The organism is Ruegeria sp. HKCCA5491 (assembly GCF_013034565.1).
Lineage (GTDB): Bacteria > Pseudomonadota > Alphaproteobacteria > Rhodobacterales > Rhodobacteraceae > Ruegeria.
The window spans coordinates 140,348-166,160 of sequence record NZ_WQGG01000008.1; the positions used below are offsets into that span (position 1 = coordinate 140,348).

The 25,813-nt window shown below is 57.4% G+C and carries 19 protein-coding genes; 15 read left to right on the forward strand and 4 right to left on the reverse strand.

Annotation, left to right across the window (positions count from 1 at the left end):
• Positions 1-5 precede the first annotated feature (5 nt).
• The 4 genes from GOV88_RS12245 to GOV88_RS12260 all read left to right on the forward strand — a co-directional run bounded on the left by GOV88_RS12245 (position 6) and on the right by GOV88_RS12260 (position 6,553).
• Complete coding sequence (locus GOV88_RS12245) at positions 6-3,392, forward strand: DUF3971 domain-containing protein (RefSeq protein ID WP_371808239.1); 3,387 nt, start codon at positions 6-8, stop codon at positions 3,390-3,392.
• Between the two features lie 44 nt (positions 3,393-3,436).
• Entirely contained in the window at positions 3,437-4,483 is a 1,047-nt protein-coding gene (queA, locus tag GOV88_RS12250; RefSeq protein ID WP_171240652.1) for a tRNA preQ1(34) S-adenosylmethionine ribosyltransferase-isomerase QueA, read from the forward strand.
• A 112-nt stretch (positions 4,484-4,595) separates the two neighbouring features.
• Positions 4,596-5,867 (forward strand): MFS transporter, encoded by a 1,272-nt coding sequence (locus GOV88_RS12255; protein WP_171122197.1) that lies wholly within the window; start codon positions 4,596-4,598, stop codon positions 5,865-5,867.
• A 110-nt stretch (positions 5,868-5,977) separates the two neighbouring features.
• Positions 5,978-6,553 carry a DUF924 family protein gene (locus tag GOV88_RS12260; protein WP_171240595.1) on the forward strand — a complete coding sequence of 192 codons (576 nt, stop codon included), beginning with the start codon at positions 5,978-5,980 and terminating at the stop codon, positions 6,551-6,553.
• Here the strand turns inward: GOV88_RS12260 and GOV88_RS12265 are convergent.
• Positions 6,550-6,984, reverse strand: coding sequence for a hypothetical protein (locus GOV88_RS12265; protein ID WP_171126552.1), 435 nt, complete (start codon positions 6,982-6,984; stop codon positions 6,550-6,552). The genes GOV88_RS12260 and GOV88_RS12265 overlap by 4 nt on opposite strands.
• Positions 6,985-7,200: 216 nt before the next feature.
• On the opposite strand from GOV88_RS12265, the gene lpdA reads away from it, so the two are divergent.
• The gene (lpdA, locus tag GOV88_RS12270) at positions 7,201-8,595 is read left to right on the forward strand and encodes a dihydrolipoyl dehydrogenase (RefSeq protein ID WP_171240596.1); all 1,395 of its coding nucleotides are present in this window, start codon (positions 7,201-7,203) and stop codon (positions 8,593-8,595) included.
• 141 nt (positions 8,596-8,736) lie between these two features.
• On the opposite strand, the gene GOV88_RS12275 is transcribed toward lpdA, so the two are convergent.
• Positions 8,737-10,122: a dipeptidase gene (locus tag GOV88_RS12275; RefSeq protein ID WP_171240597.1), complete on the reverse strand. Its 1,386-nt coding sequence runs from the start codon at positions 10,120-10,122 to the stop codon at positions 8,737-8,739.
• A 332-nt stretch (positions 10,123-10,454) separates the two neighbouring features.
• Here GOV88_RS12275 and hemA point away from each other — a divergent pair, with 332 nt between their 5' ends.
• From hemA to GOV88_RS12295, 4 genes are all read left to right on the forward strand, one after another.
• The gene (gene hemA, locus GOV88_RS12280; protein ID WP_171240598.1) at positions 10,455-11,678 is read left to right on the forward strand and encodes a 5-aminolevulinate synthase; all 1,224 of its coding nucleotides are present in this window, start codon (positions 10,455-10,457) and stop codon (positions 11,676-11,678) included.
• 128 nt (positions 11,679-11,806) lie between these two features.
• Positions 11,807-13,021: a helix-turn-helix domain-containing protein gene (locus GOV88_RS12285; protein ID WP_171240599.1), complete on the forward strand. Its 1,215-nt coding sequence runs from the start codon at positions 11,807-11,809 to the stop codon at positions 13,019-13,021.
• 71 nt (positions 13,022-13,092) lie between these two features.
• Positions 13,093-14,214, forward strand: a complete 1,122-nt coding sequence (ispG, locus tag GOV88_RS12290) for a flavodoxin-dependent (E)-4-hydroxy-3-methylbut-2-enyl-diphosphate synthase (protein ID WP_171240600.1) — start codon at positions 13,093-13,095, stop codon at positions 14,212-14,214.
• Between the two features lie 93 nt (positions 14,215-14,307).
• Positions 14,308-14,976 (forward strand): DUF1194 domain-containing protein, encoded by a 669-nt coding sequence (locus tag GOV88_RS12295; protein WP_171212692.1) that lies wholly within the window; start codon positions 14,308-14,310, stop codon positions 14,974-14,976.
• Positions 14,977-15,018: 42 nt separating this feature from the next.
• Here GOV88_RS12295 and GOV88_RS12300 read toward each other — a convergent pair whose 3' ends face one another.
• The gene (locus GOV88_RS12300) at positions 15,019-15,777 is read right to left on the reverse strand and encodes a DsbA family protein (RefSeq protein WP_171240601.1); all 759 of its coding nucleotides are present in this window, start codon (positions 15,775-15,777) and stop codon (positions 15,019-15,021) included.
• A complete protein-coding gene (locus tag GOV88_RS12305) occupies positions 15,774-17,156 on the reverse strand; it encodes a M48 family metalloprotease (RefSeq protein ID WP_171240602.1) in 1,383 nt (460 codons plus the stop codon). The genes GOV88_RS12300 and GOV88_RS12305 overlap by 4 nt, the downstream gene beginning before the upstream one ends.
• Between GOV88_RS12305 and GOV88_RS12310 the strand changes: the two genes are divergently transcribed.
• From GOV88_RS12310 to GOV88_RS12335, 6 genes are all read left to right on the forward strand, one after another.
• Positions 17,155-18,312 carry a pyridoxal phosphate-dependent aminotransferase gene (locus GOV88_RS12310; protein WP_171240603.1) on the forward strand — a complete coding sequence of 386 codons (1,158 nt, stop codon included), beginning with the start codon at positions 17,155-17,157 and terminating at the stop codon, positions 18,310-18,312. The two genes, GOV88_RS12305 and GOV88_RS12310, sit on opposite strands and share 2 nt — an antisense overlap.
• A gap of 72 nt (positions 18,313-18,384) precedes the next feature.
• Complete coding sequence (locus GOV88_RS12315) at positions 18,385-19,605, forward strand: N-acetylmuramoyl-L-alanine amidase (RefSeq protein WP_171240604.1); 1,221 nt, start codon at positions 18,385-18,387, stop codon at positions 19,603-19,605.
• 95 nt (positions 19,606-19,700) lie between these two features.
• On the forward strand, positions 19,701-22,190 hold the full coding sequence (locus GOV88_RS12320; RefSeq protein ID WP_171240605.1) for a PBP1A family penicillin-binding protein: 2,490 nt from the start codon (positions 19,701-19,703) through the stop codon (positions 22,188-22,190).
• 90 nt (positions 22,191-22,280) lie between these two features.
• Entirely contained in the window at positions 22,281-23,405 is a 1,125-nt protein-coding gene (gene prfB, locus GOV88_RS12325; protein ID WP_171240606.1) for a peptide chain release factor 2, read from the forward strand.
• 186 nt (positions 23,406-23,591) lie between these two features.
• Complete coding sequence (locus tag GOV88_RS12330) at positions 23,592-24,986, forward strand: amidase (protein ID WP_171240607.1); 1,395 nt, start codon at positions 23,592-23,594, stop codon at positions 24,984-24,986.
• Between the two features lie 36 nt (positions 24,987-25,022).
• Positions 25,023-25,805, forward strand: a complete 783-nt coding sequence (locus GOV88_RS12335; protein ID WP_171240608.1) for a DUF2189 domain-containing protein — start codon at positions 25,023-25,025, stop codon at positions 25,803-25,805.
• Positions 25,806-25,813: the final 8 nt, after the last annotated feature.

Here is a 25,813-nt window from a genome sequence, read left to right on the forward strand (position 1 = left end):
AAGGCGTGGATAGAAAATTGGTGCAGCACGAAGACAAAAGTGCAGACCATCCGGGCAAACCCCGGCGCGGTCGGTCGCGTCGTCGTACTGCCCTTCGCTGGACGATGTGGTTCGCTCTTTCGCTTGCTGCGATGGCTTTTGCAGGGTGGTTCTTTCTGATTGGTCAGCAACTGCACGCCCCGAACTGGATGCGGGTTCAGGCTGAAAAGCGGCTTGATCAAACGCTGGGCGGGCTGAAAATCCGCTTCGGGGATGCCACCTTTTTTGTAAATGAGCAGTGGCGCCCCCGGCTTCGCCTGACGGATGTGACCATTAGCGATGCCGCCGGACAGCAGATCGCTCAAGTGTCGGACTTGCGCACACGCCTGTCGATGCGGGGGCTTTTGCGGGGGCAAATCCGGCCAAGGCGCATAGTCTTGCAAGATGCCCAGATCGCCCTGACGCGCGGCGAAGATGGCGCGCTATCGCTGACGGTCGGCACCGGCAGCTCGCCTGTACAGCAGGCACCCACACTGGCTGAACTGATCGAAGAATCCGACGATGTATTTCTTTTTCCGATCCTGTCGGGCCTTAGATCCGTTGAGTTGCAGAACCTGACGTTGGACTATCAGGATTTGCGCCTGGGCCGTGCCTGGGTGTTCGACGGAGGGCATATTTCGATTGCGCGCAGCGGGGACGAAATGCGCCTTGCCACCGGGTTTTCGGTTTTGACCGGCCGGGATTATGCCAGCTCGATCGAGGCCAATTATTCCAGCGTTTTGGGCACGCCCGAGGCAAGTTTCGGCATTTCCATCACCGATCTGCCCGCCGAGGATATCGCAGGACAAAGCCTTGCGCTGGCGTGGTTGCAAGAGCTTGACGCGCCGATTTCCGGCGCCCTTCGCGGCAGCGTCGACGATCAGGCCGCATTGGGCCCCCTGTTCGCGACACTGAATATTGCCGCAGGTGTCATCCAGCCGACGCCCGAGACACAACCCATTCGATTTGACTCTGCGCGGACCTATTTCACCTATGATCCCGCTGCTCAGGTGCTGGATTTCAACGAAGTCTCGATCGTTTCCGATCTGGGGGCGGTTCAGGCCAGCGGCTCGGCTTATCTGCAGGGGATTGACGACGGGACATTGGAAAGCCTGACGGCGCAACTGGATCTGAACAAAATTGATATCTATCCCGGTGGCCTTTTCCCCGAGTCACTTGAATCCGCACGGGCAAATCTTGATTTTCAACTGAAGCTGGCACCGTTCGAGGTGCGATTGGGGCAACTGACGCTGGTCGACGCAGACCACACTTTGCGTGCTTCGGGTAATTTGATCGGCCGCCCGGATGGATGGGTGGCGGCGCTGGATGCGCATCTGGATACAATGACTGCCGACCGGTTGCTGAATTACTGGCCTGAAATTCTGGCCCCGAAACCACGGCTCTGGGTGTCTGAAAACCTGTATGATGGCCAATTTAGGAACGTCGAGTTTGCATTGCGACTGCAACCGGGGCGCAAGCCGGACATTTACTTGGGGCTTGGGTTCGAAAACGCCAAAATCCGCTACGCCAAGACCTTACCCCCCATTCAGGACGCGCAGGGTCGGGTCAGCTTGCTTGACGATCGGTTTACCGCATCTGCCGAAAGCGGGGTGGTGATCGCCGATGCTGGCGGGGCGGTCGATGCTTCGGGCACGTCGTTCATCATTCCCGATACAACAATCAAGGGTCCGTCACCGGCCATTGCCCGGATAAAAGCGCGGGGTTCAGCGACTGCGGCGCTGTCGCTGCTTGATCGTAAGCCTCTAAAGTTGTTGACGAAAGCCGGGCTGCCTGTGGATCTGGCTCAGGGTGAGGTCAACCTGTCGGGTACTTTGGCGTTGCCTATGAAGAAAGGTTTGAAATTCGAAGAAACAGAGTTCCACTTCACCGGCGAAATCGACAACGTTGCAAGCGACCGGTTGGTGCCGGGATTCTCGGTCAGTTCAGACCGCCTGAATGTACAGGGCGATCAGAATTCGGTCGAGATTGGCGGGTATGGTCTGTTTGGTGATGTTCCGGTTGACGTGACATGGCGCCAACCCATCGGTGGTTCAGGCCCACAACGCAGCGAGGTTACCGGTGAAATCGAACTGTCGCCCCGTCTGATGTCCGAGCTGAAAGCCGGATTACCGCAGGGTATGCTGACGGGGCAGGGAACCGCACAGGTCTCTATCGGCATCGGAGCAGGCGATCCAATAAAGCTGGCAGCGACCTCTGATCTGGTTGGTGTTGCCTTGGCCATACCCGAACTTGGCTGGCGCAAAGGCAGACAGACCACCGGAACATTGAACGTCGACGCCACGCTGGGCGATCAGTTGCGTGTGGATGAGCTAAAGCTGGATGCGGCGGGTTTGCGTACCACGGCTTCGATCTCGTTTCGCGAAGGGGGGGATTTTAACAAGGTTCAGTTCAGCTCTTTCGATCTGGGCAACTGGCTGGCCGTCCCTGCCGAGCTGGTGAATCGTGGGTCTTCCTTGCCGGATATCCGCGTGCTGGGCGGTGTCATGAATTTGGGTGGTGCCACTTTCGGCGAAGGTAGCAGCGGTGGTGGAGGCGGCGGGCGCGGGCCTGCACTGGACGTCGTGCTGGACCGCTTGCAGGTCACAGAATCGGTCGCGCTGACGGGATTCAACGGATCATTCCAGACGTCGGGCGGCATCACTGGCGCATTCACCGCCGGCGTGAACGGAGGCGCGTCGGTTCGCGGGCAGGTCACCCCACGCGGTGGGCGCAGCGCCGTGGAATTAAAGTCGTCCGATGCCGGTGAGGTGCTGCGATCGGCAGGGGTCATCACTCAGGCACGTGGCGGCTCGCTCGATATGAGCCTCGAGCCCGTTGGCGCGCCCGGGAACTATGACGTTAACCTAAAGATCGTGAATACGCGGATCACGGATGCCCCTGCGATGGCCGCCTTGCTGAACGCGATCAGCCTTGTTGGTTTGTTGGATGAAATGGCGGGGCAGGGTATCTTTTTCTCGACCATTGAAAGCCGGATGCGCATTACGCCGACCGAGGTCAAAGTCCTCAGCGGAAGCGCGGTTGGCCCGTCCATGGGGCTGTCTTTTGATGGGACGATAGATACGGTCGCGGGAATGCTGAATCTGCGGGGTGCGATTTCGCCGATTTATCTGGTCAACGCGATCGGCAGCGTTTTCACCAAAAAGGGTGAGGGCGTTATTGGCTTCAATTATAATCTAACGGGCCCACTGACTTCGCCCAAAGTGTCTGTGAACCCCTTGTCGGGCCTTGCGCCGTTGTTCTTGCGCAACCTCTTGCGCGCCCCGGCTCCCACTGTGACCGACGGCCCGAATTCCCTGCCTGTAAAGCCTGATGAGCCGAAAAAGACCTTTGGCTCCCCTCCGAAGGATCATTGATCTGGGCTGTTGCTGAATCCGGTCTGGCCTTGTATGGCGCGCGCATGAAACTCAGCGATTTCGATTTCCACCTGCCCGAAGATCTGATTGCCACACGCCCGGCAACGCCGCGTTCGTCGGCGCGATTGCTTGTGGTCGATGGCGACGCAATCTCGGACGCGCATGTGTTTGATCTACCCGATTGGTTGCAGCCCGGGGATCGCCTTGTCCTTAACGATACGCGTGTGATCCCGGCGCGCCTGAACGGACGGCGGCACCGTGACAGCGCACAGGGCCCCGTTTCAGCGGCGATCGAAGCAACCCTGCTAGACCCGCAAGCCGATGGAACGTGGGCCGCGCTGATCAAACCGCTGAAGAAGGTGAAGCTGCACGAAGAGATCAGGTTCTCGGACCAACTCAGCGCCACTTTGGAGCGGGTAGATGACGGGCAGGCGTTTCTGCGGTTCAACCTGACCGGAGAGGACTTTGATGCCGCGCTGGAACATGCCGGTGCGATGCCCTTGCCGCCCTATATTGCGGCCAAGCGTCCGGCGGACGATCAAGACAAGACAGATTACCAGACAATCTGGGCCCGAAATTCGGGTGCGGTGGCTGCACCGACCGCGTCGCTGCATTTCGACGACGCGCTTATGCGCGCGTTGGACGAGCGCGGTGTGCAAATCACTCATGTCACACTGCATGTCGGTGCGGGGACCTTTCTGCCGGTGAAAGTCGAAGACGTGACTACGCATAAAATGCACGCTGAATGGGGCAGGGTCAGCGCGCAGGCTGCCCACGAAATCCAAAAGACCAAGGCCGCTGGCGGACGGGTTATACCAGTTGGAACCACTGCGCTGCGCCTGATCGAAAGCGCCGCGCGCTCTGGCCGGATCGAACCGTGGGAAGGCGAGACAGACATATTCATCTATCCCGGCTTCCAATTTCACGTCACCGACGCGCTGATGACCAACTTTCACTTGCCGAAATCCACGCTTCTTATGCTGGTGTCGGCCTTGATGGGGCAGACTCGCATGAGCGATGTCTACGCCCACGCAATCGACCAGAAATATCGGTTCTTTTCCTACGGAGATGCGTCGCTTTTGATACCGTGACCGCCGCGTTGTCGGGATCGCATTACGGTTATGTCGTAGACAAGCATGCCCAGAGCCGTTTTTCATATCAAAATGAATCCGTAATTCAGACCGATTTTTCGCGGAGGTCCCAATGATCCAGGTCCTGTCCAGCGCATGGGCGCTTCTTCTTGGCGTGGGCCTGCTTATGGTCGGCAACGGTTTGCAAGGCACGATCCTTGGTGTTCGCGGCGAGATTGAGGGGTTCTCGACTCTCGAGATGTCCTTTGTGATGTCGGCGTATTTCGTGGGTTTCCTCGGCGGATCGCGCTTGGCGCCTGAGATGATCCGGCGCGTGGGGCACGTCCGTGTCTTTGCGGCGCTGGCTTCGTTCATTTCGGCCGTGATGATCATGTATCCGATGCTGACCGAGCCTGTGGCTTGGATCCTGGGCCGTGTCGTTATCGGGTTTTGCTTTTCCGGCGTGTACGTTACGGCCGAAAGTTGGCTGAACAATGCCGCCAGCAACGAAAACAGGGGGCAGGCGCTTTCGCTGTATATGATCGTCCAGATGACCGGGATCATTACGGCGCAAGGCTTGATGCTGGTCGGAGACCCCGCGGGCTATGAGACTTTCGTGATCGCGTCGATTCTGGTTTCGATTTCCTTCGGGCCGATCCTGTTGTCAATTTCACCTACACCAGCCTTTGACACGACCAAGCCGATGACCCTGCGCGAATTGATGGGTAAGTCACCGCTCGGCTGTGTCGGCATGTTCCTGTTGGGCGGCGTGTTCTCGGCTCAGTTCGGTATGGCGTCGGTGTATGGTGCACGGGCTGGGCTGACGTTGGTCGAAATCTCGACCTTTATCGCCGCGTTCTACGTCGGGGCCGTCGTCTTGCAATATCCGCTTGGCTGGTTTTCCGACCGCATGGATCGCCGGTTTCTTATCATGCTGGTCGCCATCGCCGGGGCCGGAGGGTCGATTGCCGGCATGTTGTTCGGAACGACATTTCCGATCCTGCTGATTGCCGCTTTCGTGATCGGTGGGATGTCGAATCCGCTCTATTCCCTGTTGATTGCGCATGCCAATGACTTCCTCGAGCATGAGGATATGGCGGCCGCTTCTGGCGGTCTGGTTTTTATCAACGGGTTGGGTGCGATTGCTGGGCCGCTGATCACCGGTTGGTTAATGGGCGACGCCGTGTTTGGCCCTCAGGGGTTTTTCCTGTTCATTGCGATGTTGCTGGTCATAACCGCAGGGTACGCAATGTATCGCATGACTCAACGCGCCGCGATCCCGGTCGACGAAACGGGTACGATGTCTCCGCTTTACCCCACAGCCTCACCCGTTGCGTTTGAAGTAGCGCAGGAAGTGGCCATCGAGGCGGCGGAAGCCGAGCAGGACACGCAAGATATTGCCTAAGACACAGATTTATGTCGCAAGTGTTGCAATATGTTACTGTAACAAACCTGTAAAACGTCCTTAAATGACGTTACGTCCCTGGGGGAGGCGAACAGACGGAGTTTAGGGCAATGGCAGGGCCTGAAGACGTACTGAGTTTTTGGTTGGATGAAGTCGGTCCCAAGGGTTGGTATTTGCAGGACGATGCGCTTGACGCTGAAATCCGCGAAAAATTCGAAACCATGTGGGAGGCAGCAAATGAGGGCAAGTTTTCCCTTTGGCTGACCTATCCCAGTGGTGCGTTGGCCTACATCATCCTGATGGATCAATTTCCACGCAACATGTTCCGAGGCAGCGCCAAGGCGTTTGCATCTGACCGTGCGGCCTTGTCAGCGGCCAAATGCGCTGTGGACAAGGGGTGGGATCTGAAGATCGACGAGCCCGCAAGGCAGTTCTTTTATCTTCCCCTGATGCATTCGGAAAATCTGTGTGATCAGGAACGCTGTGTGCGGTTGATGTGTCAAAATGTCAGCAAGGATTCGAGTAATCTTTTGCATGCGCGTGCACACCGTGAGGTAATCCGGCAATTCGGGCGGTTCCCATACCGCAACGAAGCGCTGTCGCGGCCAATGACCGAGCCTGAAGCGGCGTATGTGGACATGGGCGGCTATGGCGCGACGGTCCGAGAGTTGCAGGCCGCCGGTTAAGACGCAGGCACGCATCCACGTATTTCAATGATCCGGTCGGCGATTGCGTCGGCCGAGGCCTCAATGGCCGTATTGATCAATTCGTCCGGTGATTCAGTCAGTTCCGAAATCCGGGCCTGCTTTGCCTGTAGCTCTTTTTCCAAATCGTCGAGCTTGGCTAAAGCGGTCGAGATTTTCTGTGCCGCTGCGCTATTCGCAAGGCTTTCGCCAATTTGAATCGAGGACAAGTCGCTGCGCAAAGCCGCCAACTCACCTCGAACCCCCTGGAGTTCCTGTTTGAGGGGAGCAACAATCTGGATATTCTCAGCGAAGGCTGTCGTGATGCCTTCGACCGTTGAGGCCAATTTCCACCCCAGAAACAGACACAGCGCTACCAGGATGAGTGTGGCGTTCAGCAATGCAAGTAACAGATCTTTAAGCGTTCTGGCCATGATAAGCCTCTTGAATTTCTTGGGTTAAACAATTGCCATCGACGACTGGCCCCTAACTTCTAGCCATAGAAGGCCGCTGGGTATAGGCTCAAATCAGTGCATTTGGCGCCACTTGACCCTGCGTCGCTTTTGTCGCGGGGGCAATGTATTGATGCGTTAAAGCAATTAGTTTAATGGTAAACTAATTTCTGAATCGACCTGCGCCGAGAGGGAAACATGGCTGCACAATCTTTTGATCTGATCGTAATTGGCGCCGGTCCCGGCGGGTATGTCGCAGCTATTCGCGCGGCCCAGCTAGGCCTGAAAACCGCTGTAGTAGAACGTGAACATCTTGGCGGCATCTGCCTGAACTGGGGATGTATCCCGACCAAGGCGCTGCTGCGGTCGTCAGAGGTATTTCACCTGATGGAACGGGCCAAGGATTTCGGACTGAAGGCGGACAAGATCGGCTATGATCTGGACGCTGTTGTCAAACGCTCACGCGGGGTTGCCGCGCAGTTGTCCGGCGGCATTGGTCATCTGCTGAAGAAGAACAAGGTCACCGTGGTGATGGGCGAGGCGACAATCCCTGCCAAAGGCAAGGTTTCGGTTAAAACCGACAAGGGAACCGAAGAGCTGACGGCCAAGAACATTGTTCTGGCCACAGGCGCCCGCGCTCGTGAATTGCCGGGCCTTGAGGCGGACGGCGATCTGGTCTGGACCTACAAGCACGCATTGCAGCCGCCGCGCATGCCCAAGAAACTGCTTGTCATCGGATCCGGTGCGATCGGTATCGAATTCGCCAGCTTCTACAACACGTTGGGGGCAGATACGACAGTGGTCGAGGTGATGGATCGCGTGTTGCCCGTCGAAGATGCAGAAATAAGCGCCTTCGCCAAAAAAGCGTTTACCAAACAGGGCATGACCATCATGGAACAGGCGATGGTCAAACAGTTGGACCGTGCCAAGGGCAAGGTGACCGCACATATTGAGGTCAAGGGAAAAGTGGAAAAGCACGACTTTGACGCTGTAATCTCAGCGGTCGGAATCGTTGGCAATGTCGAGGGGTTGGGCCTCGAAGAATTGGGCGTCAAGATTGACCGGACACATGTGGTGACGGACGAATACTGCCGGACCGGGGTCGATGGCCTATACGCCATTGGTGATATCGCAGGCGCTCCGTGGCTGGCGCACAAGGCCAGCCACGAAGGGGTCATGGTTGCCGACCTGATCGCGGGCAAGCACGCGCACCCGGTCAAGCCAGAAAGCATCGCGGGCTGTACCTATTGCCAGCCGCAGGTCGCGTCAGTGGGGTATTCCGAGGCGAAAGCCAAAGAGCTAGGCTATGATATCAAAGTTGGCCGCTTCCCTTTCATCGGCAATGGCAAGGCGATCGCGTTGGGCGAACCTGAAGGGATGATCAAGACTATTTTCGACGCCAAGACCGGAGAGCTCTTGGGTGCACATATGATCGGCGCCGAAGTCACGGAGTTGATTCAGGGGTATGTTGTCGGGCGTCAGTTGGAGACAACCGAAGAAGACCTGATGAATACGGTCTTCCCGCATCCGACACTGTCGGAAATGATGCATGAAAGCGTACTGGACGCCTATGACCGGGTAATCCATATGTGATGGGCCGAGCATGGGGGCTCTGCCCCCGCCGCCCGTACCGGGCGACTCCCCCGGGATATTTTTAGCCAGATGAAGCGGGGGATCCGTACTTCATCTGGCCCCAAATATCCCGGAGCGCGAGGCAGAGCCTCGCATTAAAGTCTATCTGGTCAGAGCGTCCAGAATGCGCGCCCACGATCGGATGCCCTTGTGGAAGCTTTTGACGTCGTATTTCTCATTGGGGGAATGGATCGCGTCATCGTCGTTGGCGAAACCGACCAGCATCGAGTCCAGCCCGAGTTCAGTGTTGAAATAGCCGACGACCGGGATAGAGCCGCCCATACCTGTGAAGACGGCCTCGCGGCCCCATTCATCGGATAAGGCACCCCGCGCTGCTTCGAATTCGGGGCGGTCCAGATTCATGACAGAAGCGGGCGAGCCTTCTAGGTCGTTATCCCATTCGATTTTTGCATCCGTCGACAGGCGTTGTTCGACATGTTTTCGAATCTTGTCGCGCAAGTCATCCGGATCCATCTCGCCGACAAGACGGCAAGTGATTTTGCAATGGGCTCGCGACGGGATAACCGTTTTTGACCCGGCACCGTTGTATCCACCCCAAAGCCCGTTTACCTCAAGCGTTGGGCGGGCCCATTGCTGTTCAAGCGCGGAAAACCCTTTTTCGCCGTGTGGCTGCGTGTATCCAACTGAGTTGAGATATTCGGCCTCATCAAACCCGCAGCCTTCCCATTGGCGAAGCTGTTCGGCTGGAACGTCGTGGACACCTTCATAAAAACCGTTAACGGCGACGCGGCCAGTTTCTTCATCGTAAAAGGACGCCACAATTTTAGATAATTCGCGAAGGGGATTCAGGCCGGGGCCACCATAGTGACCCGAATGCAGGTCAATCCGGGGTCCGATGATTGTGAATTCGTCTTTGAGCATCCCGCGTAGTTGAGATGCGATGGAGGGAACGCCACGTGACACCATTGACGTGTCGCAGACCAAGGCCAGATCTGCCTTTAGTTCAGCCGCGTTTTCGCGCAGGAACGGGACCAGTGAGGGCGAGCCGGATTCCTCTTCACCTTCAAAGAAGAAAGTGATGCGGCAGGGTAGGGTGCCGTGAACGGCTTTCCAGGCGCGGCATGCTTCGACGAAGGTCATCAATTGACCTTTGTCATCGGATGAGCCTCGGCCCCGGATAACAGGGCCTTTTTCGGTCTCTTCAATCGCAGGATCGAACGGGTCACGATTCCACAGGTTCAAAGGGTCGACGGGCTGCACGTCATAGTGACCATAGAACAGCACATGCGGCGCGTCGCTGCCCTCACCTATATGTCCCACGACCATGGGATGCCCGGTGGTTTCCCGCTTTTCCGCCGCAACTCCGATGGATTTCAAATCCGAGACCAACCAGTCGGCGGCCTGACTGACATCAGCGTCATAGGCCGGATCCGTTGAAACCGAAGGAATGCGGAGCAGTTCCATCAGGCGGTCAATTGAGGTTTGAAGATCGGTGTCGATACGGTCCAGAACAGAGTCCAGCGACATTGGGGGTCTCCTGCCATGATGATTTGGCGGAACCCTATCAGCGCTATCGGCGCCGTCCAGTGCGCTTTTGACGATCGTAGGGCGGGAGGCGAAAATAGTAGGTGGATTTTCCGTATTGCCTGCGTCGTTTCCCCGCGTCTGTTTGCCGAAACTTTACTTGTCGAGTGGGATGCAAAAAGATATTTGATGCAAATCAAATACGCATTCTCTTAGCTCGTTATATGTCTTGAGCTTAAATTGAGTGCATCGGTGCAGTTTCGGATCTTCCGGAATCGGTGCCATGAAAGACGTTCGACCGTTGTGAACAAGGTCGGGCAAGTAAGGAGAAACCGGTGGACTATACTGCTCAGCTTGATTCAGCGATCGCAAGGCTACATGACGAAGGCCGCTACCGGACTTTCATTGATATCGAACGGCGCAATGGCCACTTTCCTCATGCTGTTCGGACGCGTCCTGACGGGTCGCAGCAGGATATCACCGTATGGTGTGGCAACGACTATTTGGGTATGGGGCAACACCCGGTGGTACTAAACGCGATGCACGAGGCCGTTGACGCCGCCGGAGCTGGTTCGGGCGGCACGCGCAACATCTCGGGGACGACTGTGTATCACAACCAGCTTGAAGCCGAGCTTGCTGATCTGCACGGAAAAGAAGCGGCGCTGCTGTTCACAAGCGCCTATATCGCCAATGACGCAACGCTGAGCACGCTGCCAAAGCTGTTTCCGGGTCTGATCATCTATTCTGATGCATTGAACCACGCCTCAATGATCGAAGGTGTGCGCCGCAATGGAGGTGCCAAGCGCATATTCCGCCACAATGATGTCGCCCATCTGCGAGAGTTGCTTGAGGCTGACGATCCCAAGGTGCCCAAGCTGATCGCATTTGAATCCGTGTATTCGATGGACGGTGATTTTGGCCCGATCGAAGAAATCTGCGACTTGGCGGATGAATTCGGCGCGTTAACCTACATTGATGAGGTCCACGCTGTCGGCATGTACGGCCCGCGCGGAGGCGGTGTGACAGAGCGGGATCGTTTGGCGCATCGTATCGACATCATCAACGGTACATTGGCAAAAGCTTTTGGCGTGTTGGGTGGCTACATTGCCGCGAGTGAAAAGATGTGCGACGCCGTACGCTCTTACGCGCCGGGCTTCATCTTCACGACCTCTCTGCCGCCTGCGGTCGCAGCGGGCGCAGCGGCGTCTGTCGCGTATCTTAAGAATGCGACAGAACTGCGCGAACAGCATCGAACTCAGGCACAGATCCTCAAACTGCGCCTCAAGGGGCTGGGACTGCCTTTGATTGATCACGGCAGCCACATCGTTCCTCTGATCGTCGGTAACCCGGTCCACACCAAAATCCTGAGCGATCGGTTGTTGGACGACCATGGAATTTACGTTCAGCCGATCAATTTCCCGACGGTTCCGCGTGGAACCGAGCGCTTGCGATTCACCCCTTCGCCGGTGCATGGGCCCGACGAAATGAACCGTCTGGTGGTCGCGATGGACGAACTTTGGTCACATTGTGCGCTAAATCGCGCCGAACTTGCTGGTTAACCTCACGCCAAAGTGTGCAACTTGTTTGTCGCGTGTTAAGCTTACGCTAACAAAATCAGTGTTCGAATCATTTAGGCAGTGATTCGGCGCTAGCGTAAAACACGCGTAGGCAAAATGGGGCAGCAGGGATGATTGGGCGCAGATCTCAGCGCGAATCCGAAGACGACGTTGACGTCCGGCCGAAAGGCTATGACGATTATGAGGTGCGACTTGGTGATATGATGCGCGGCGAACGCGCCACCATGGGCAAATCTCTACTGGATGTTCAGCGAGAATTGCGGATCAAAGCCAATTACATCGCAGCCATAGAAGACTCTGATCCAGATGCCTTCGACACACCCGGCTTCATCGCCGGGTATGTGCGTTCTTATGCGCGTTATCTGGGTATGAACCCTGATGAGACATTTGCGGCCTTCTGCAAAGAAAGCGGATTTGAGGTCGCGCACGGCATGTCCGCAGAGGCGTCCGTTGTCCGCAAACCGGTGGGCGGCTTGCCTGCCCGTGGTCCGACGGGCCGCGACCCGTTCATTTCGCCGAATACGCCGTATATTCCAGGCAAAGAGTCTCTGGTCAGCCAAATTGAACCTCGTGCGATTGGATCGTCCGCCGTGCTGTTGGCTTTGATCTGCGGTATTGGCTACGGCGGGTGGGCAGTTCTGAACAAAATCCAGCAAGTGCAGGTTAGCCCGGTTGAACAAGCCCCTGTCGTTCTGTCCGACCTTGACCCGCTAAATGTCGCGCGTGCTGACGGGTCAGTGGAAGAGGTGGCGACCATTCAAACCCCCAGCGCCGAAGCACTGGATCGTTTGTATCGGCCACAGGCCTTGGATGTTCCCGTGCTTGTCGCACGTGACGCACCGATTTCCACGCTTGATCCGCGTTCGGTCGGAACATTCCTTCCACCAGAGCCGCCAAAGATCGAAGTGGCCGAGGTTCACACTGTAGAACGCCCGGCACTACCGCAGGTGGTTGAACAACTGGACACGACGCTCAAAATCGTAGCCGTCAACCCGGCATGGATGCGGGTTACAGCCGCGGATGGCAGTATCATATTCGAAGGCACTCTTGGCACGGTCGAGCAGGGCAACACGTTCGAAGTTCCGCTTACAGAAGAACCTCCGCAACTGCGCGCCGGGGCGTCCGGTTCGGTATATTTCTCGATGAACGGTGAACATTTTGGCCCTGTTGGAAATCCTGGAACGGTCGCAAAAGGCGTAATCCTGTCCAAGGATGCCGTGGTTGAGCGTTACGATGTTGCCGATCTTGAGGCTGAACAGAATAGCGCCCTTAAGCGTTTGGTCGCCGAATTGCAGGCTGAGGCGCTGCAAGACCCGACTGAGTGATCTTGCCATTGCGGAGCCTTGGCAGGCGAACTATTTAAAGCTGCAACTCAGGCTGCCTTGGACCCGATCCCATGTCCCTTAATCACGTTCGCCCGTGGCGAAACATCTATCGCCGCAAGTCCCGACAGATCATGGTTGGCAGTGTTCCGGTCGGGGGCGATGCGCCCATCGCCGTGCAGACGATGACGAACACCCTGACGACGGATGTCGCGGCGACCGTGGCGCAGGTTCAGGCGGCGGCCGAGGCAGGAGCGGATATCGTGCGGGTTTCGGTCCCTGATGAGGCGTCCTCAAAGGCCCTGAAGGAAATCGTGCGCGAAAGCCCGGTTCCGATCGTTGCCGATATCCATTTCCACTATAAACGCGGGATCGAGGCTGCTGAGGCAGGTGCCGCCTGCCTGCGTATCAATCCGGGCAACATCGGTGATGAAAAACGCGTGCAGGAGGTTATCAAGGCCGCGCGTGACCACGATTGCTCGATCCGTATCGGGGTTAACGCTGGGTCTTTGGAAAAGCACCTGCTTGAAAAATATGGCGAGCCGTGCCCCGACGCGATGGTCGAAAGCGGATTGGAACATATCCGCATTCTACAAGACAACGACTTTCACAACTTCAAGATCAGCGTGAAGGCCAGCGACGTGTTCCTGTCAGCCGCCGCCTATCAGGGTATTGCCGAGGCCACCGACGCCCCCATCCATCTGGGCATCACCGAGGCTGGGGGGCTGGTCAGCGGCACAATCAAATCGGCCATCGGTCTGGGCAATCTGCTGTGGATGGGTATCGGCGATACGATCCGTGTCAGCCTGTCCGCCGACCCGGTCGAAGAGGTGAAGGTGGGCTATGAGATTCTGAAATCTCTGGGCCTGCGCCATCGCGGCGTGAACATCATTTCGTGCCCATCCTGTGCGCGGCAGGGATTCGACGTGATCAAGACAGTTGAAGCATTGGAGCAGCGACTGGAACACATCAAGACGCCCATGAGCCTATCCATCATCGGCTGCGTCGTGAACGGGCCGGGTGAGGCGCTGATGACCGATGTTGGCTTTACCGGCGGTGGAGCCGGTTCTGGCATGGTCTATCTTGCGGGTAAGGCCAGTCACAAGATGTCTAACGATCAGATGATCGAGCACATCGTTGAACAGGTCGAAAAGAAAGCGGCTGAACTGGACGCAGCGGCCGAGGCTGCGGAATAGCGCAAGCACACGGCTCTGGGCAGGGCCGGGTTCTCGACAGGGTGAAGAGGTCTGTGTTGACAGGCCGCGCTGTTCTGGGGCCAAGTCGGGCCTATGAAGGCTTTACTCGTCCTTGTTTTACTGATGTGGACCGCCCCCTTTGGCGCGGCGCGCGCATGTGAATTGGCCTTGGCCTTTGCGTTGGATGTGTCGGGCAGCGTCAATGAGAGCGAACATCAGTTGCAACGCGATGGCGTCGCCGCAGCCTTGCTGGACCCTGACGTGGTGACGGCGATTTCTGCCCAACCCGGTGGTGTGGCCTTGATGGTGTATGAGTGGTCAGACTCGCGGCAACAGACGCAGATTTCGGCCTGGCGTCTGGTCCGAGGGCTAAACGAATTGAAAGCGATCGCCGCCGAGGTGCTGGCGGCCCCTCGAAGTGCAACGGGTGGAACCGGCATCGGTCCGGCGGTGGCGTTCGGGGCGTTGATGTTCGACTACGGGCCGGATTGCCGTCGGCGCGTCATTGATGTGTCGGGGGACGGCAAACACAATAACGGCTATCGTCCCCATGTCGCGCGCGAGATGCAGGTGATGCAGGGTGTCACCGTGAACGCGCTTGTGATTGAGGGGGCCGAGCCCGAAGTGCTGGCCTATTACGTCGACCACGTCATTTCAGGGCAGGGCGCGTTTGTGGAAATTGCCGCGGGTTACGAGGATTATGCCGCAGCCCTTCGGCGCAAATTGCTGCGTGAAATTCCGATGGCTGTAGCAGATCGGTAAGGGATAGGGCGGCGCACAGATGCGCACCGCCACTATTCAAATTCAGCCCTGTTCGGCCCGCACAGCGTCTGCGATTTGCAGCATCTGGTCAGCCGTCAGGTATCCGCGCAGCATCTCGGTTCCCAGAACAAACGAAGGTGTGCCGGAAATCTGCATGCGCCGCGCCAACTCGCGCGTTTGGTTGATCTCATTCGTCACCTGATCACTGTTCATCGCTTCGAGGATTGCGTCGCTGTCCAGACCCAACCCGTCCGAGATACGGCGCAGGGTTACTTCGGACGGCTCGCCGCCGAATTCCAGAAGTGCGTCGTGAACCTGTTTGTAAGCGTCGTCGCCAGCCACATGTTTGGTTGCAACGGCAAAGCGTGATGACAGGACCGATGCATCGCCCAAAATCGGAAACTCTTTTATAACCAATCGGATATTGCCGTCTTCTGACAAAAGCTCGGCCACTTCGGGGACGGCCCGGCGGCAATAGCCACAGCGATAGTCCATGAACTCGACCAGAGTGATATCGCCGTCCGGGTTGCCGCCAACCCAGCTATATCCATCATTGAACAACTCATCGGCGTTGGCGCTCACCAACTCCTTGTCGGCCTGTGCTTCGGCCACGGCATTTCGCTGCTCAAGGATATTGATGGCCTCGATGATCACTTCCGGGTTTTCCAGAAGATAATCGCGAACCTGTTCTCCGAATTGTTGCTTTTCAGCCTCGGTCATGGCGTTCAGGTCCAATGCCTGAGCGGGGCCTGTGATCAACGAAAGCCCCAGCAGGGCTGGCGCAGCGTGTCTGAGGATCATTTTCGTTTCCTTTTTGTTTTCTTAGCTTGTTCTGAGGCAATCAGCACATCCTGTGCGCGTTGCCAACCAGGTGAGCCTTCGGGCAATTGCCCGACAGCCCGTCTTGCGTGAATACCTGCATCTGCCAGCCGACCTTGCAAGGCATATCTTTCGGCCGTCACGGCCGAGGCCATGCCTTTGTTGCCGACTTTCGCATATGCAACGCCCAAATCCTGCATCAATCGGGCGTTTCGGTAGTCTCTATTTCTTGCCTTTTCAAGGGCTTGTAATGCGTTATTGGTCTGACCTTGCGCCAGGAGCGCCCGACCGTATCCGGCAAGGATCAGCGCATTGTTGGGGGCCAGATCCACTGCCTTGCCATATGCAGCAACCGCGTCCTGTACCTTGCGGTTTTCCAACAATATTTGCCCTTTGAGTTCGTAATAAAATGGATCATCGGGCCGAATATCCAGTGCTTGGTTGATTGCGGCTCTGGCGTTCGCCAGATCGCGGTTCTGGTGATAGGCCGCCGCTTCGCGCATGAGGCGGATGTCCCGCGCGCTTTCTTCCTTAGCCCGGCGCATGGTCCAGGTCGGTGAGCGTAGAAAGGCCGACAGTTTACCCTTCGTGCGCGCGAACCAGTAATCAGCACTTTGGTTGGGTTGCGCTTTATCTCCTAATTCTTCCATGAAAGCTTCGGCAGCCCGCAGGCGCTCACGGCTGGTGGGGTGCGAGCGCATGTAGGGGTCTTGATTGATTGTGCTTAACAGTTCCTGTCCCGCAAATTTCTGGTGCAGCGCAACCATTCCGCTGGGCGAGATACCCGCCCATCTGAGGTAGCTGGCAGCACTGCGATCAGCCGAAGATTCTTCGGCACGGGTATGTGCCAGAAAACTGCGCAGGGCCGAGCCGGAGGTGCCCGCCGCGATGCCAGCAGCAGCCTCGCCACCGCCCGCGGCGGCCACCACAAGGGCAAGTGCGGTTCCCAACTGCGCGTTCCTTTGCGCGGCTTTCAGGTTCTCCACCCGCCGTGCCAGATGGCCATTGGCGATATGCGCGGCTTCGTGTGCAATCACCGCCTGCAGCATTTCCGGGCTTTGGACCGTCAGGATCAGACCGTAATTCAGGTAGATCGCGTTATAGTCGATGACGAAGGCGTTGAACGTGCTGTCATTCACCACCAGAATTTGCACACGATTGGTGTTCAGCCCCGCTGCGCGCAAGACGGGAAATGCCAATTCACGCAGCCCGTATTCGATATCGGGGTCACGGATCAGGCTTTGCGCTGCGGTTTGAATGGCGCTTGAAAACCATGTCACTGCGATCAGCAACAGGGCCGGGATTGACGCCAGCCTGGATACGCGCTCAAAAGCCATGGCTGCAACATGGGAGATGGGCATGAGAAACTCAACCCGGTCCGGGGTCGATCCCTTTATCGTGATGGACGTTATGGAGGCCGCGCGCCGGGCTGAAGAGGCTGGACGCACCATCATTCACATGGAGGTTGGCCAACCGGGAACCGGTGCGCCGCAAGGAGCGACTGATGCTCTGGCAAAGGCCATGAAAGAAGGGCCACTGGGGTACACGGTTGCTCTGGGCCTTCCGGCTCTGCGGCAGCGGATCGCGCGGATGTATGGTGAATGGTATAACGTCGACCTCAACCCCGAGCGTGTTGTGGTCACGCCGGGCTCATCAGGCGGATTCCTTTTGGCCTTCACGGCGCTATTTGACAGCGGCGATCGTGTCGGTATAGGCGCGCCGGGTTATCCGTCCTACCGACAGATTTTGAAGGCTTTGGGGCTGGTGCCGGTCGATCTGCCAACCGCGCCGGAAAACCGTCTCCAGCCTGTGCCGTCAGATTTCTCGGGGCTTGATCTTCAGGGGCTTATGGTCGCGTCGCCAGCCAATCCAACTGGGACAATGCTGGATCATACGGCGATGCAGGCGCTTATCGGGGCCGCGCAAAAGCAGGGCGCCTCGTTCATCAGTGATGAGATTTATCATGGGCTGGAACATGAGGCCAAGGCCGTCACAGCGTTGGAGGTGACGGATGACTGCTATGTGATCAATTCGTTCTCGAAATATTTCTCGATGACGGGCTGGCGTGTGGGCTGGATGGTTGTGCCCGAAGATCAGGTGCGCGTTGTCGAGAGGATCGCCCAGAATATGTTCATCTGCGCGCCGCACGCCAGTCAGGTTGCGGCTTTGGCCGCGATGGAGTGCGAAGATGAATTGCAGGCAAACCTTGATGTCTACCGGGCCAACCGCGCCCTGATGCTTAAGGGGTTGCCCAAGGCAGGCTTCACGAACATCGCACCGCCTGATGGGGCATTTTATGTCTATGCCGATGTGTCCGACCTGACGCATGATAGCCGTAGCTTTGCTGCGGAAATCCTTGAAAAGGCGGGTGTGGCGGTCACTCCGGGTCTCGATTTCGATCCTGTGCGTGGCCATACGACATTGCGGTTTTCCTACGCCAGATCGACGGCAGACATAGAAGAAGGCCTGTTGCGTCTGCAGCGGTTCATGGCTGAACGCTCTGTGTCGGTGGGTTGAGCGCGGGGCGTTCACAAGCGGGCGTTGTTCGGCTAAGCTGGGCGTCAAACGATCTCGGGAAAACTTGAGGCCATGAGCAGAATTCTATTCGCCATTGCGCTGATCTGGGCGCTGAACGGTGCTGCCGTTGCGCATGATTTCAGTGCGCTTGCACGCGTGTTGCCCGATGACAGCCGTGTCGCTGATAACGGGCGCGCCGGAGTTCAGGTGCTGCTTGGTCTCAGTCAGGGTGTGCCATACCGGGTATTCACCCTGCGCGATCCCTATCGAATGGTTCTGGATTTCCAGGAGGTCGACTGGACCGGCCTGGACCGCGACAGCTTTTTGCAAACGGATCGCGTCAGTGGAGTGCAGTATGGGGCCTATGTGCCCGGGTGGTCGCGCATGGTTCTGGAGCTTGGGGCGCCTTTGGCGGTTGAGACTTCGGATATGCGCGTTGATCCGGTATCGGGTAAGGCGCAGTTGATCTTGGACTTGAAAGGGGCTGATTTTGATACGTTTTCCGCCAGTGCGGGTGCGCCGCGCCAGCCCGGTTGGGATCTGCCGGAAGCATCGGTTACCCCTCCGGCGCGGGATGAGGACGGAACACGCCTGCTTCGGGTGATGCTGGATCCTGGGCACGGCGGGATCGACCCCGGTGCCGAGGTTGGCGGGCTCAACGAAAAGACCCTCATGCTGACCTTTGCGCGCGAGCTGCGCGAAATGCTGTTGCGTGCTGGGGGATACGACGTGGTCATGACCCGCGTCGACGATCAGTTCGTGTCGTTGGAGCGCCGCATCACGCTGGCGCATCGGGCAGGTGCTGACGTCTTTATCTCGTTGCATGCAGACATTCTGTCCGAGGGGCGGGCGCACGGTGCTGCCGTCTATACTCTGTCCGAGGATGCGTCGGATGTGGCCAGCCTCAGACTGGCGGAGCGTCATGATCGCGGCGATCTGATATCTGGAATTGATCTGAGCGGTTCGGACGATCAGGTGGCGGATGTTTTGTTGGACATTGCCCGCAGGGAAACCAAGCCGCGCACCGACGCGCTTGCGCGAGCTTTGGCCGAAGGGATGACACAGCAGGGTGGGCCGATGAACAACCGCCCGATCCGAACGGCCTCGTTTTCGGTGTTAAAGGCGGCTGACATCCCATCTGTTCTGATTGAACTGGGGTTTCTGTCCAGCCCCAGAGACCTTGAGAACATACGAAACCCTGAATGGCGTACCGGTATGGCGCGCGGCATTCGCGACGGGCTGGAGCGCTGGCGTCAGGATGATCTGGTCAGACGGTCGCTTATTGGGCAGTGACCCTGCGGCGCAAAACGGCTAATATTGGCCATCGTGTTTTGACCCCGGGCAGGGGCATCACTATATAGGCGGCACCGCGAGCAAAAGGCAGTAACGTGATCCGTTTCATTCTATCCATTTTCGGGGCGATCTTTAGCCTCGTGACCTTGGGCATTTTCATGGCCGCGCTGGTGATTGGTGCGGTCTTTTGGATGTATGGGCGCGATCTGCCCAGCCATGAATCGCTGGCGCAATACAAGCCGCCGACGATCAGCCGGATTTATTCCGGCGAGGGTCAATTGATCGACGAATTCGCGCAGGAACGCCGCCTGTTCACACCGTCCGAGGAAATTCCGGATCTGGTGAAACAGGCGTTTATCTCGGCCGAGGACAAGAACTTCTACACCCATCAGGGCTATGACCCGCGCGGCATCATTGCGGCGGGCGTCGAAGCGGTGAAATCCAAGGGTGAGAATGTGCGCGGGGCGTCCACGATCACACAGCAGGTGATGAAGAACTTTTTGCTATCCGGCGACCGTCGGGCCGAGCGAAAGATCAAGGAAATCATCCTCGCCACGCGGCTTGAGGATACGCTGGACAAAGAACAGATCCTTGAGCTGTATATGAATGAAATCTTTCTGGGTCAGAACTCATACGGTGTCACCGCAGCGGCCCAGACCTATTTCAACAAAACTTTGCAGGAACTTGCCCCGCATGAGGCGGCAACCCTTGCCGCTATGCCCAAGGCACCGTCCGATTTCCACCCGGTGCGCGAGAAAGAGCGCCTGCTGGCCCGCCGCAACTATGTGCTGCGTGAGATGAACCAGAACGGATATATTGATCAGGCGACCTTTGAGGCAGAAACCAACATGCCTCTGCGCTCGGTCCAGAACGGTGATTTCGAAAGCTTCCGCACCGCTTTGCCGCCGCGTGATTACTTCACCGACGAAATCCGCCGCCAATTGAGTGAGGATTTTGGTGAGGGCGAATTTTTCACCGGTGGCTTTACCGTCCGCGCCTCGGTTGACGAAGAGATGCAGGTCGAGGCGGCCCGAGCTTTGCGTGTAGCTTTGCAAAAATACGACCGTTCCCGCGGTAAATGGCGTGGCACGGGCGAGGTGATCCCTGAAGACAAGCTGACGGATGAGGTGCAGTGGCGCGAGGCGCTGGCCATCACCGAAGTCCCGCGTGACGTGGTCCTGCCAACGCAATGGTATCCTGCCGTCGTTTTGAATGTCGCCGATCAGTCACTGACCGTGGGTATTGAAAATGGCCCGGCAGACGGCACTGTCCCGCGCTCTGACATTCAGTGGATGCAGGGTAATTTTCAGGATAATTTCAAGCGCGGAGATGTCATTCTGGTCATGGCCGGGGAAGAGGGCCAATGGTCCGCCCGACAGGTGCCCGAAGTACAGGGCGGTTTCGTCGCGATGGACGTAAACTCGGGGCGTGTTCTGGCGATGCAGGGCGGGTTCTCATACCAGGACTCGGTGTTCAACCGAGCGACGCAGGCGCAACGTCAGCCGGGGTCGAGCTTCAAGCCCTTCGTCTATGCCGCGGCGCTTGACAGCGGATACAGCCCGGCAACGATCGTTGTGGACGCCCCGATTGAGGTGAATACCCCGCAAGGTTTGTGGCGGCCTAAGAACTCGTCCAACAAGTTCTACGGCCCGACTCCGCTGCGCACCGGGATTGAACAGTCGCGGAACCTGATGACCATTCGTCTGGCGCAAGAGGTCACGATGCCGGTGGTAGCCGGATACGCCGAACGCTTTGGTGTGTATGACCGGATGGGTGCGTTCCTTGCCAACTCTTTGGGGTCCGAGGAAACGACGCTTTACAAGATGGTCGCAGCCTATGCGATGTTCGCAAACGGGGGCGAGCGGGTTGAACCGACACTGGTTGACCGGATTCAGGATCGGTTCGGCAAGACAATCTACCGCCACGATGACCGGCAATGTCTGGATTGTAACTCAAGCTGGCTGGAACCGGACGAGTCGCCCACCATCGAAACCAACCGTAGTCAGGTCATGGATGCGATAACGGCTTATCAGTTGACCTCGATGATGAAGGGCGTTGTCGATCGCGGTACAGCGTCGAGCCACGTCAATCTTCCGGTGCCGACGGCTGGCAAAACCGGCACGACCAATGAATCCAAGGACGCTTGGTTCATTGGCTTTACATCAAACATCGTCGCTGGTTGCTACATTGGATATGACCGCCCGCGCCCGATGGGGCGGGGGGCGTATGGTGGCACGATGTGCGGCCCGGTGTTCCAGAGTTTTATGGAAAAAGCCGTCGAAAAGTACGGCGGGGGTCCATTCGAAGTTCCCCCGGGTGGACATTTCATTAAAATCGACCGCTTCAGCGGCGCGCGCCTGCCTGCGGATGCAACCGGCGAATACGTTGTGGCCGAGTATTTCCGTGACGGCGTAGATGGCTTTATCGACCGCGTTTACGACGGCGGTTTTGCGATGGGGTCAGATCTGCCCTTGTTTGAAGAGGTCCACAGCTCAGGCCGTCAGGTGACCACATCGACAGGCAACACAGTCACCGTCGGCCCAAATGCCAGCCAGGGTGAGTTGCAGGGCGGCGGGCTATATTAACGATGCGCAGTATTCGGGGTCACGCCGTCTTGTGGTGACCCCACGCACTTGCTATCACGCAGGCCTGATTGAGCAAGTTGGGACGTAACCATGCGCGCCGAAACCCAGAATATCGTGGCGGAAATCGAAAAGTCTCTGGAGCTGCTTGCGCAGCGCATGGACTATGAAACTGCGCCGCATCGGTTGGAGGAATTCAACGCGAGGGTTGAGGATCCCAACCTCTGGGACAGCCCGGAAAACGCGCAGAAACTGATGCGCGAGCGTCAGATGCTGGTAGACGCGATCGAGACATATGAGTCGATCAAGACGGATTTGAGCGACAATATCGAACTGATCGAACTGGGCGAGATGGAAGAGGACAACGAGGTTGTCGAAGACGCCGAGTCTGCGATCAAGTCCTTGCAGGCCAAAGCCGCCAAGAAAGAGCTTGAAGCGCTGTTGGACGGTGAGGCGGACAGCAACGACACCTTTCTCGAGATTAACTCGGGCGCGGGCGGCACAGAAAGCTGCGACTGGGCGTCAATGCTGGCGCGGATGTATGTGCGTTGGGCCGAGAAGAAGGGTTACACGGTCGAGCTACAATCTGAGACCGCCGGAGAAGAAGCGGGGATTAAGTCCGCAGCTTACAAGATTTCCGGCCATAATGCCTATGGCTGGCTGAAGTCGGAAAGCGGTGTGCATCGGTTGGTGCGGATTTCGCCCTATGACTCGGCGGCCAAGCGGCATACCTCGTTCAGTTCGGTCTGGGTTTACCCGGTGGTGGACGACAATATCGAGATTGAGGTGAATCCGTCGGATATTCGAATTGATACCTATCGGTCTTCTGGCGCAGGTGGTCAGCACGTGAACACCACGGATTCTGCCGTGCGGATTACGCACATCCCAACTGGCATAGTTGTGACGAGTTCCGAGAAATCGCAGCACCAGAACCGCGATATTGCGATGAAGGCCCTGAAATCGCGCTTGTACCAGCAAGAGCTGGATCGCAGGAACGCCGATATCAACGCCGCGCACGAGGCCAAGGGTGACGCAGGTTGGGGTAACCAGATTCGGTCTTACGTGTTGCAGCCCTATCAGATGGTCAAGGATTTGCGGACGAACCACGAAACTTCGGACACCAAAGGTGTACTTGATGGTGATCTGGATGAGTTCATGGCGGCGACGCTGGCGCTGAACGTGGCGGGCAAAAGCCGGTCCGAGGCGCAGAGCGATTAAGCTGGGTAGGGGGCGCTGCCCCCGCCGCGGCAAGCCGCGACTCCCCCGGGATATTTTGGGCCAGATGAAGGGGATCCCCAGGTTGCGGGTGGCCGGGAAAGATACATCTAAACAGTGGGTTTTATTGACAGGGCACCCCCGCTAGGCTGACCACTACAGAGTGATGAGAATGCCAAAGAGCCCCGAATGGACCTAAGACAAACGAGCGCGACTGCATTGTTGGCAGAGATGTCCGGGCGACGTGTTTCAGCAGTCGCCGTTATGCGCGCAACCCTGGACAAAATCGCTGAGGTCAACGGAGCTTTGAATGCTATCGTTGCTTTGCGCGACGAAGATGATCTGATGGCAGAGGCGCGGGCCTTGGATGAGGGGCCGATCAAAGGACCGCTGCATGGGTTGCCCGTCGCTGTCAAAGACCTTGTGAATGTGGCGGGGATCCCGACCTCGCAGGGGTCGCCATTATTCAAGGATGATGTGCCTGACGAGGACGATCTGATCGCGGCGCGGATGCGGGATGCTGGTGCGATATTGATCGGTAAGACTAACACGCCCGAATTTGGGCTTGGGTCGCATACGTTTAACCCTGTCTACGGGGCTACACGAAACCCCTATGACTCGGAACGATCCTGCGGTGGATCATCCGGAGGCGCTGCTGTTGCGTTAGCCACCGGGATGGTTACTTTAGCGGATGGGTCGGACATGATGGGCAGTCTGCGTAACCCGGCTGCGTGGAATAATGTCTACGGGTTCCGCCCGTCGTGGGGGCGCGTACCCGCGCAGCCCATTGGGGATGGGTTTCTGCACCAATTATCGACATTGGGGCCGATGGCCCGAAGCCCTGAGGATCTTGGGCTTTTGCTGGACGTGATTTCCGGCCCCGATAAGCGGCAGCCTCTGAGCGTGCCAGTTCAGGCCGTATCACCGGTTACACCGGCTGATCTGAAAGGGGTGCGCATAGGCTGGTTGAGGGATTGGGGCGGCGCATTTCCATATGAGGATGGAATATTCGATCTTTGTGAGGATGCGCTGAAGGTTTTCTCGCGCTTAGGGGCTACTGTTGAAGCCGTAGATGCGCCATTCGAATCTGAGAGGATGTGGAAAAGCTGGGAGACTCTGAGATCATGGAGTGTGGCCGCGGGTCTTGCACCGCTTACCGAGCACAGGTCGATGCTGAAGGATACAGCCCAGTGGGAGCTTGATCGCGGGCTGGGGTTGACTGCAATGCAGGTGCATCGAGCAAGCCTCGTGCGGTCGGACTGGTTTCGTCGCGCAGTTGAGGTGTTTGACGAATTTGATGTCTTAGCCCTGCCTTCTGCGCAGGTTTGGCCTTTTAATCTGGATACGCCGTACCCCACCGAAATCGCCGGGAAAAAGATGGATACCTACCATCGGTGGATGCAAGTTGTTGTGCCCGTCAGCCTGATCGGACTTCCAAGTTTGTCGGTTCCGGCTGGGTTTGGGCCCGACGGGATGCCGATGGGTATGCAGATTTTTGGACCTCGTGGTGCGGACGCGCGTGTTTTGTCCATTGGGGCTGCGTATCACGAAGCTACGAAATGGCCGCAGAAGCGACCCGCCTGACGAATTCGGGTGGAATAAGGGGAGGAGAGACTGAGAATGGAAAAGCCTTTTGGCGTTCCGAAGATGGGGCCCGCCACGACGGACATGCTGCGCGAGGCCATGCGCCGGGCCTGGGTGGATTTTCGTCGCGCGCCGATGTTCGGGTTGATTTTTGCCGGGGTCTACGTGGTGGCGGGTTGGGCCATTGCCTGGGTCACGATTCAGACGCAAACGTCTTACTGGCTTGTGTTGGCCGCGATTGGGTTTCCTCTGCTCGGTCCGTTTGCCGCTGTTGGATTGTATGAGGTGTCGCACAGGCTAGAGCAGAATGAGCCGCTGGGATTCGGGGCAATCTTTGGGGTGGTTGCACAACAAGGTCGGCGTCAACTGCCATCTATCTGTGCGATCATCGTCGTGATGTTTCTGTTTTGGTTCTTTCTGGGTCATATGATCTTTGCCCTGTTCATGGGATTGTCCACCATGACCAACGTATCCACCTCGCTTGAGGTGTATCTGACGCCCAATGGACTTACGATGCTGGCAGTGGGATCGGTGGTCGGGGCGGTTTTCGCAACCGTTCTTTACATGATCACGGTGCTGTCGATTCCGATGCTTTTGGATCGGGAATTGGACTTTGTGACCGCCATGATTGCCAGTTACAGCTATGTCAGCGCAAATTTTCCAGTCATGCTGGGGTGGGGCGTGTTCGTGGCTGTTCTGACTTTTGTCGCGATGGTGCCCTGGTTTCTGGGCTTGTTTTTGGTGTTGCCTCTGCTTGGCCATGCAAGTTGGCATCTCTACCGCTTGATTACTCAGGCAGAAACGGTAGAGCCGGATTAAGTTTTCAG

Coding starts and splice junctions, on each gene's coding strand:
- queA (WP_171240652.1), top strand. CDS start 3,437: ATGAAACTCAGCGATTTCGATTTCCACCTGCCCGAAGATCTGATTGCC.
- GOV88_RS12255 (WP_171122197.1), top strand. CDS start 4,596: ATGATCCAGGTCCTGTCCAGCGCATGGGCGCTTCTTCTTGGCGTGGGC.
- GOV88_RS12260 (WP_171240595.1), top strand. CDS start 5,978: ATGGCAGGGCCTGAAGACGTACTGAGTTTTTGGTTGGATGAAGTCGGT.
- GOV88_RS12265 (WP_171126552.1), bottom strand. CDS start 6,984: ATGGCCAGAACGCTTAAAGATCTGTTACTTGCATTGCTGAACGCCACA.
- lpdA (WP_171240596.1), top strand. CDS start 7,201: ATGGCTGCACAATCTTTTGATCTGATCGTAATTGGCGCCGGTCCCGGC.
- GOV88_RS12275 (WP_171240597.1), bottom strand. CDS start 10,122: ATGTCGCTGGACTCTGTTCTGGACCGTATCGACACCGATCTTCAAACC.
- GOV88_RS12285 (WP_171240599.1), top strand. CDS start 11,807: ATGATTGGGCGCAGATCTCAGCGCGAATCCGAAGACGACGTTGACGTC.
- ispG (WP_171240600.1), top strand. CDS start 13,093: ATGTCCCTTAATCACGTTCGCCCGTGGCGAAACATCTATCGCCGCAAG.
- GOV88_RS12295 (WP_171212692.1), top strand. CDS start 14,308: ATGAAGGCTTTACTCGTCCTTGTTTTACTGATGTGGACCGCCCCCTTT.
- GOV88_RS12300 (WP_171240601.1), bottom strand. CDS start 15,777: ATGATCCTCAGACACGCTGCGCCAGCCCTGCTGGGGCTTTCGTTGATC.
- GOV88_RS12310 (WP_171240603.1), top strand. CDS start 17,155: ATGAGAAACTCAACCCGGTCCGGGGTCGATCCCTTTATCGTGATGGAC.
- GOV88_RS12305 (WP_171240602.1), bottom strand. CDS start 17,156: ATGCCCATCTCCCATGTTGCAGCCATGGCTTTTGAGCGCGTATCCAGG.
- GOV88_RS12315 (WP_171240604.1), top strand. CDS start 18,385: ATGAGCAGAATTCTATTCGCCATTGCGCTGATCTGGGCGCTGAACGGT.
- prfB (WP_171240606.1), top strand. CDS start 22,281: ATGCGCGCCGAAACCCAGAATATCGTGGCGGAAATCGAAAAGTCTCTG.
- GOV88_RS12330 (WP_171240607.1), top strand. CDS start 23,592: ATGGACCTAAGACAAACGAGCGCGACTGCATTGTTGGCAGAGATGTCC.
- GOV88_RS12335 (WP_171240608.1), top strand. CDS start 25,023: ATGGAAAAGCCTTTTGGCGTTCCGAAGATGGGGCCCGCCACGACGGAC.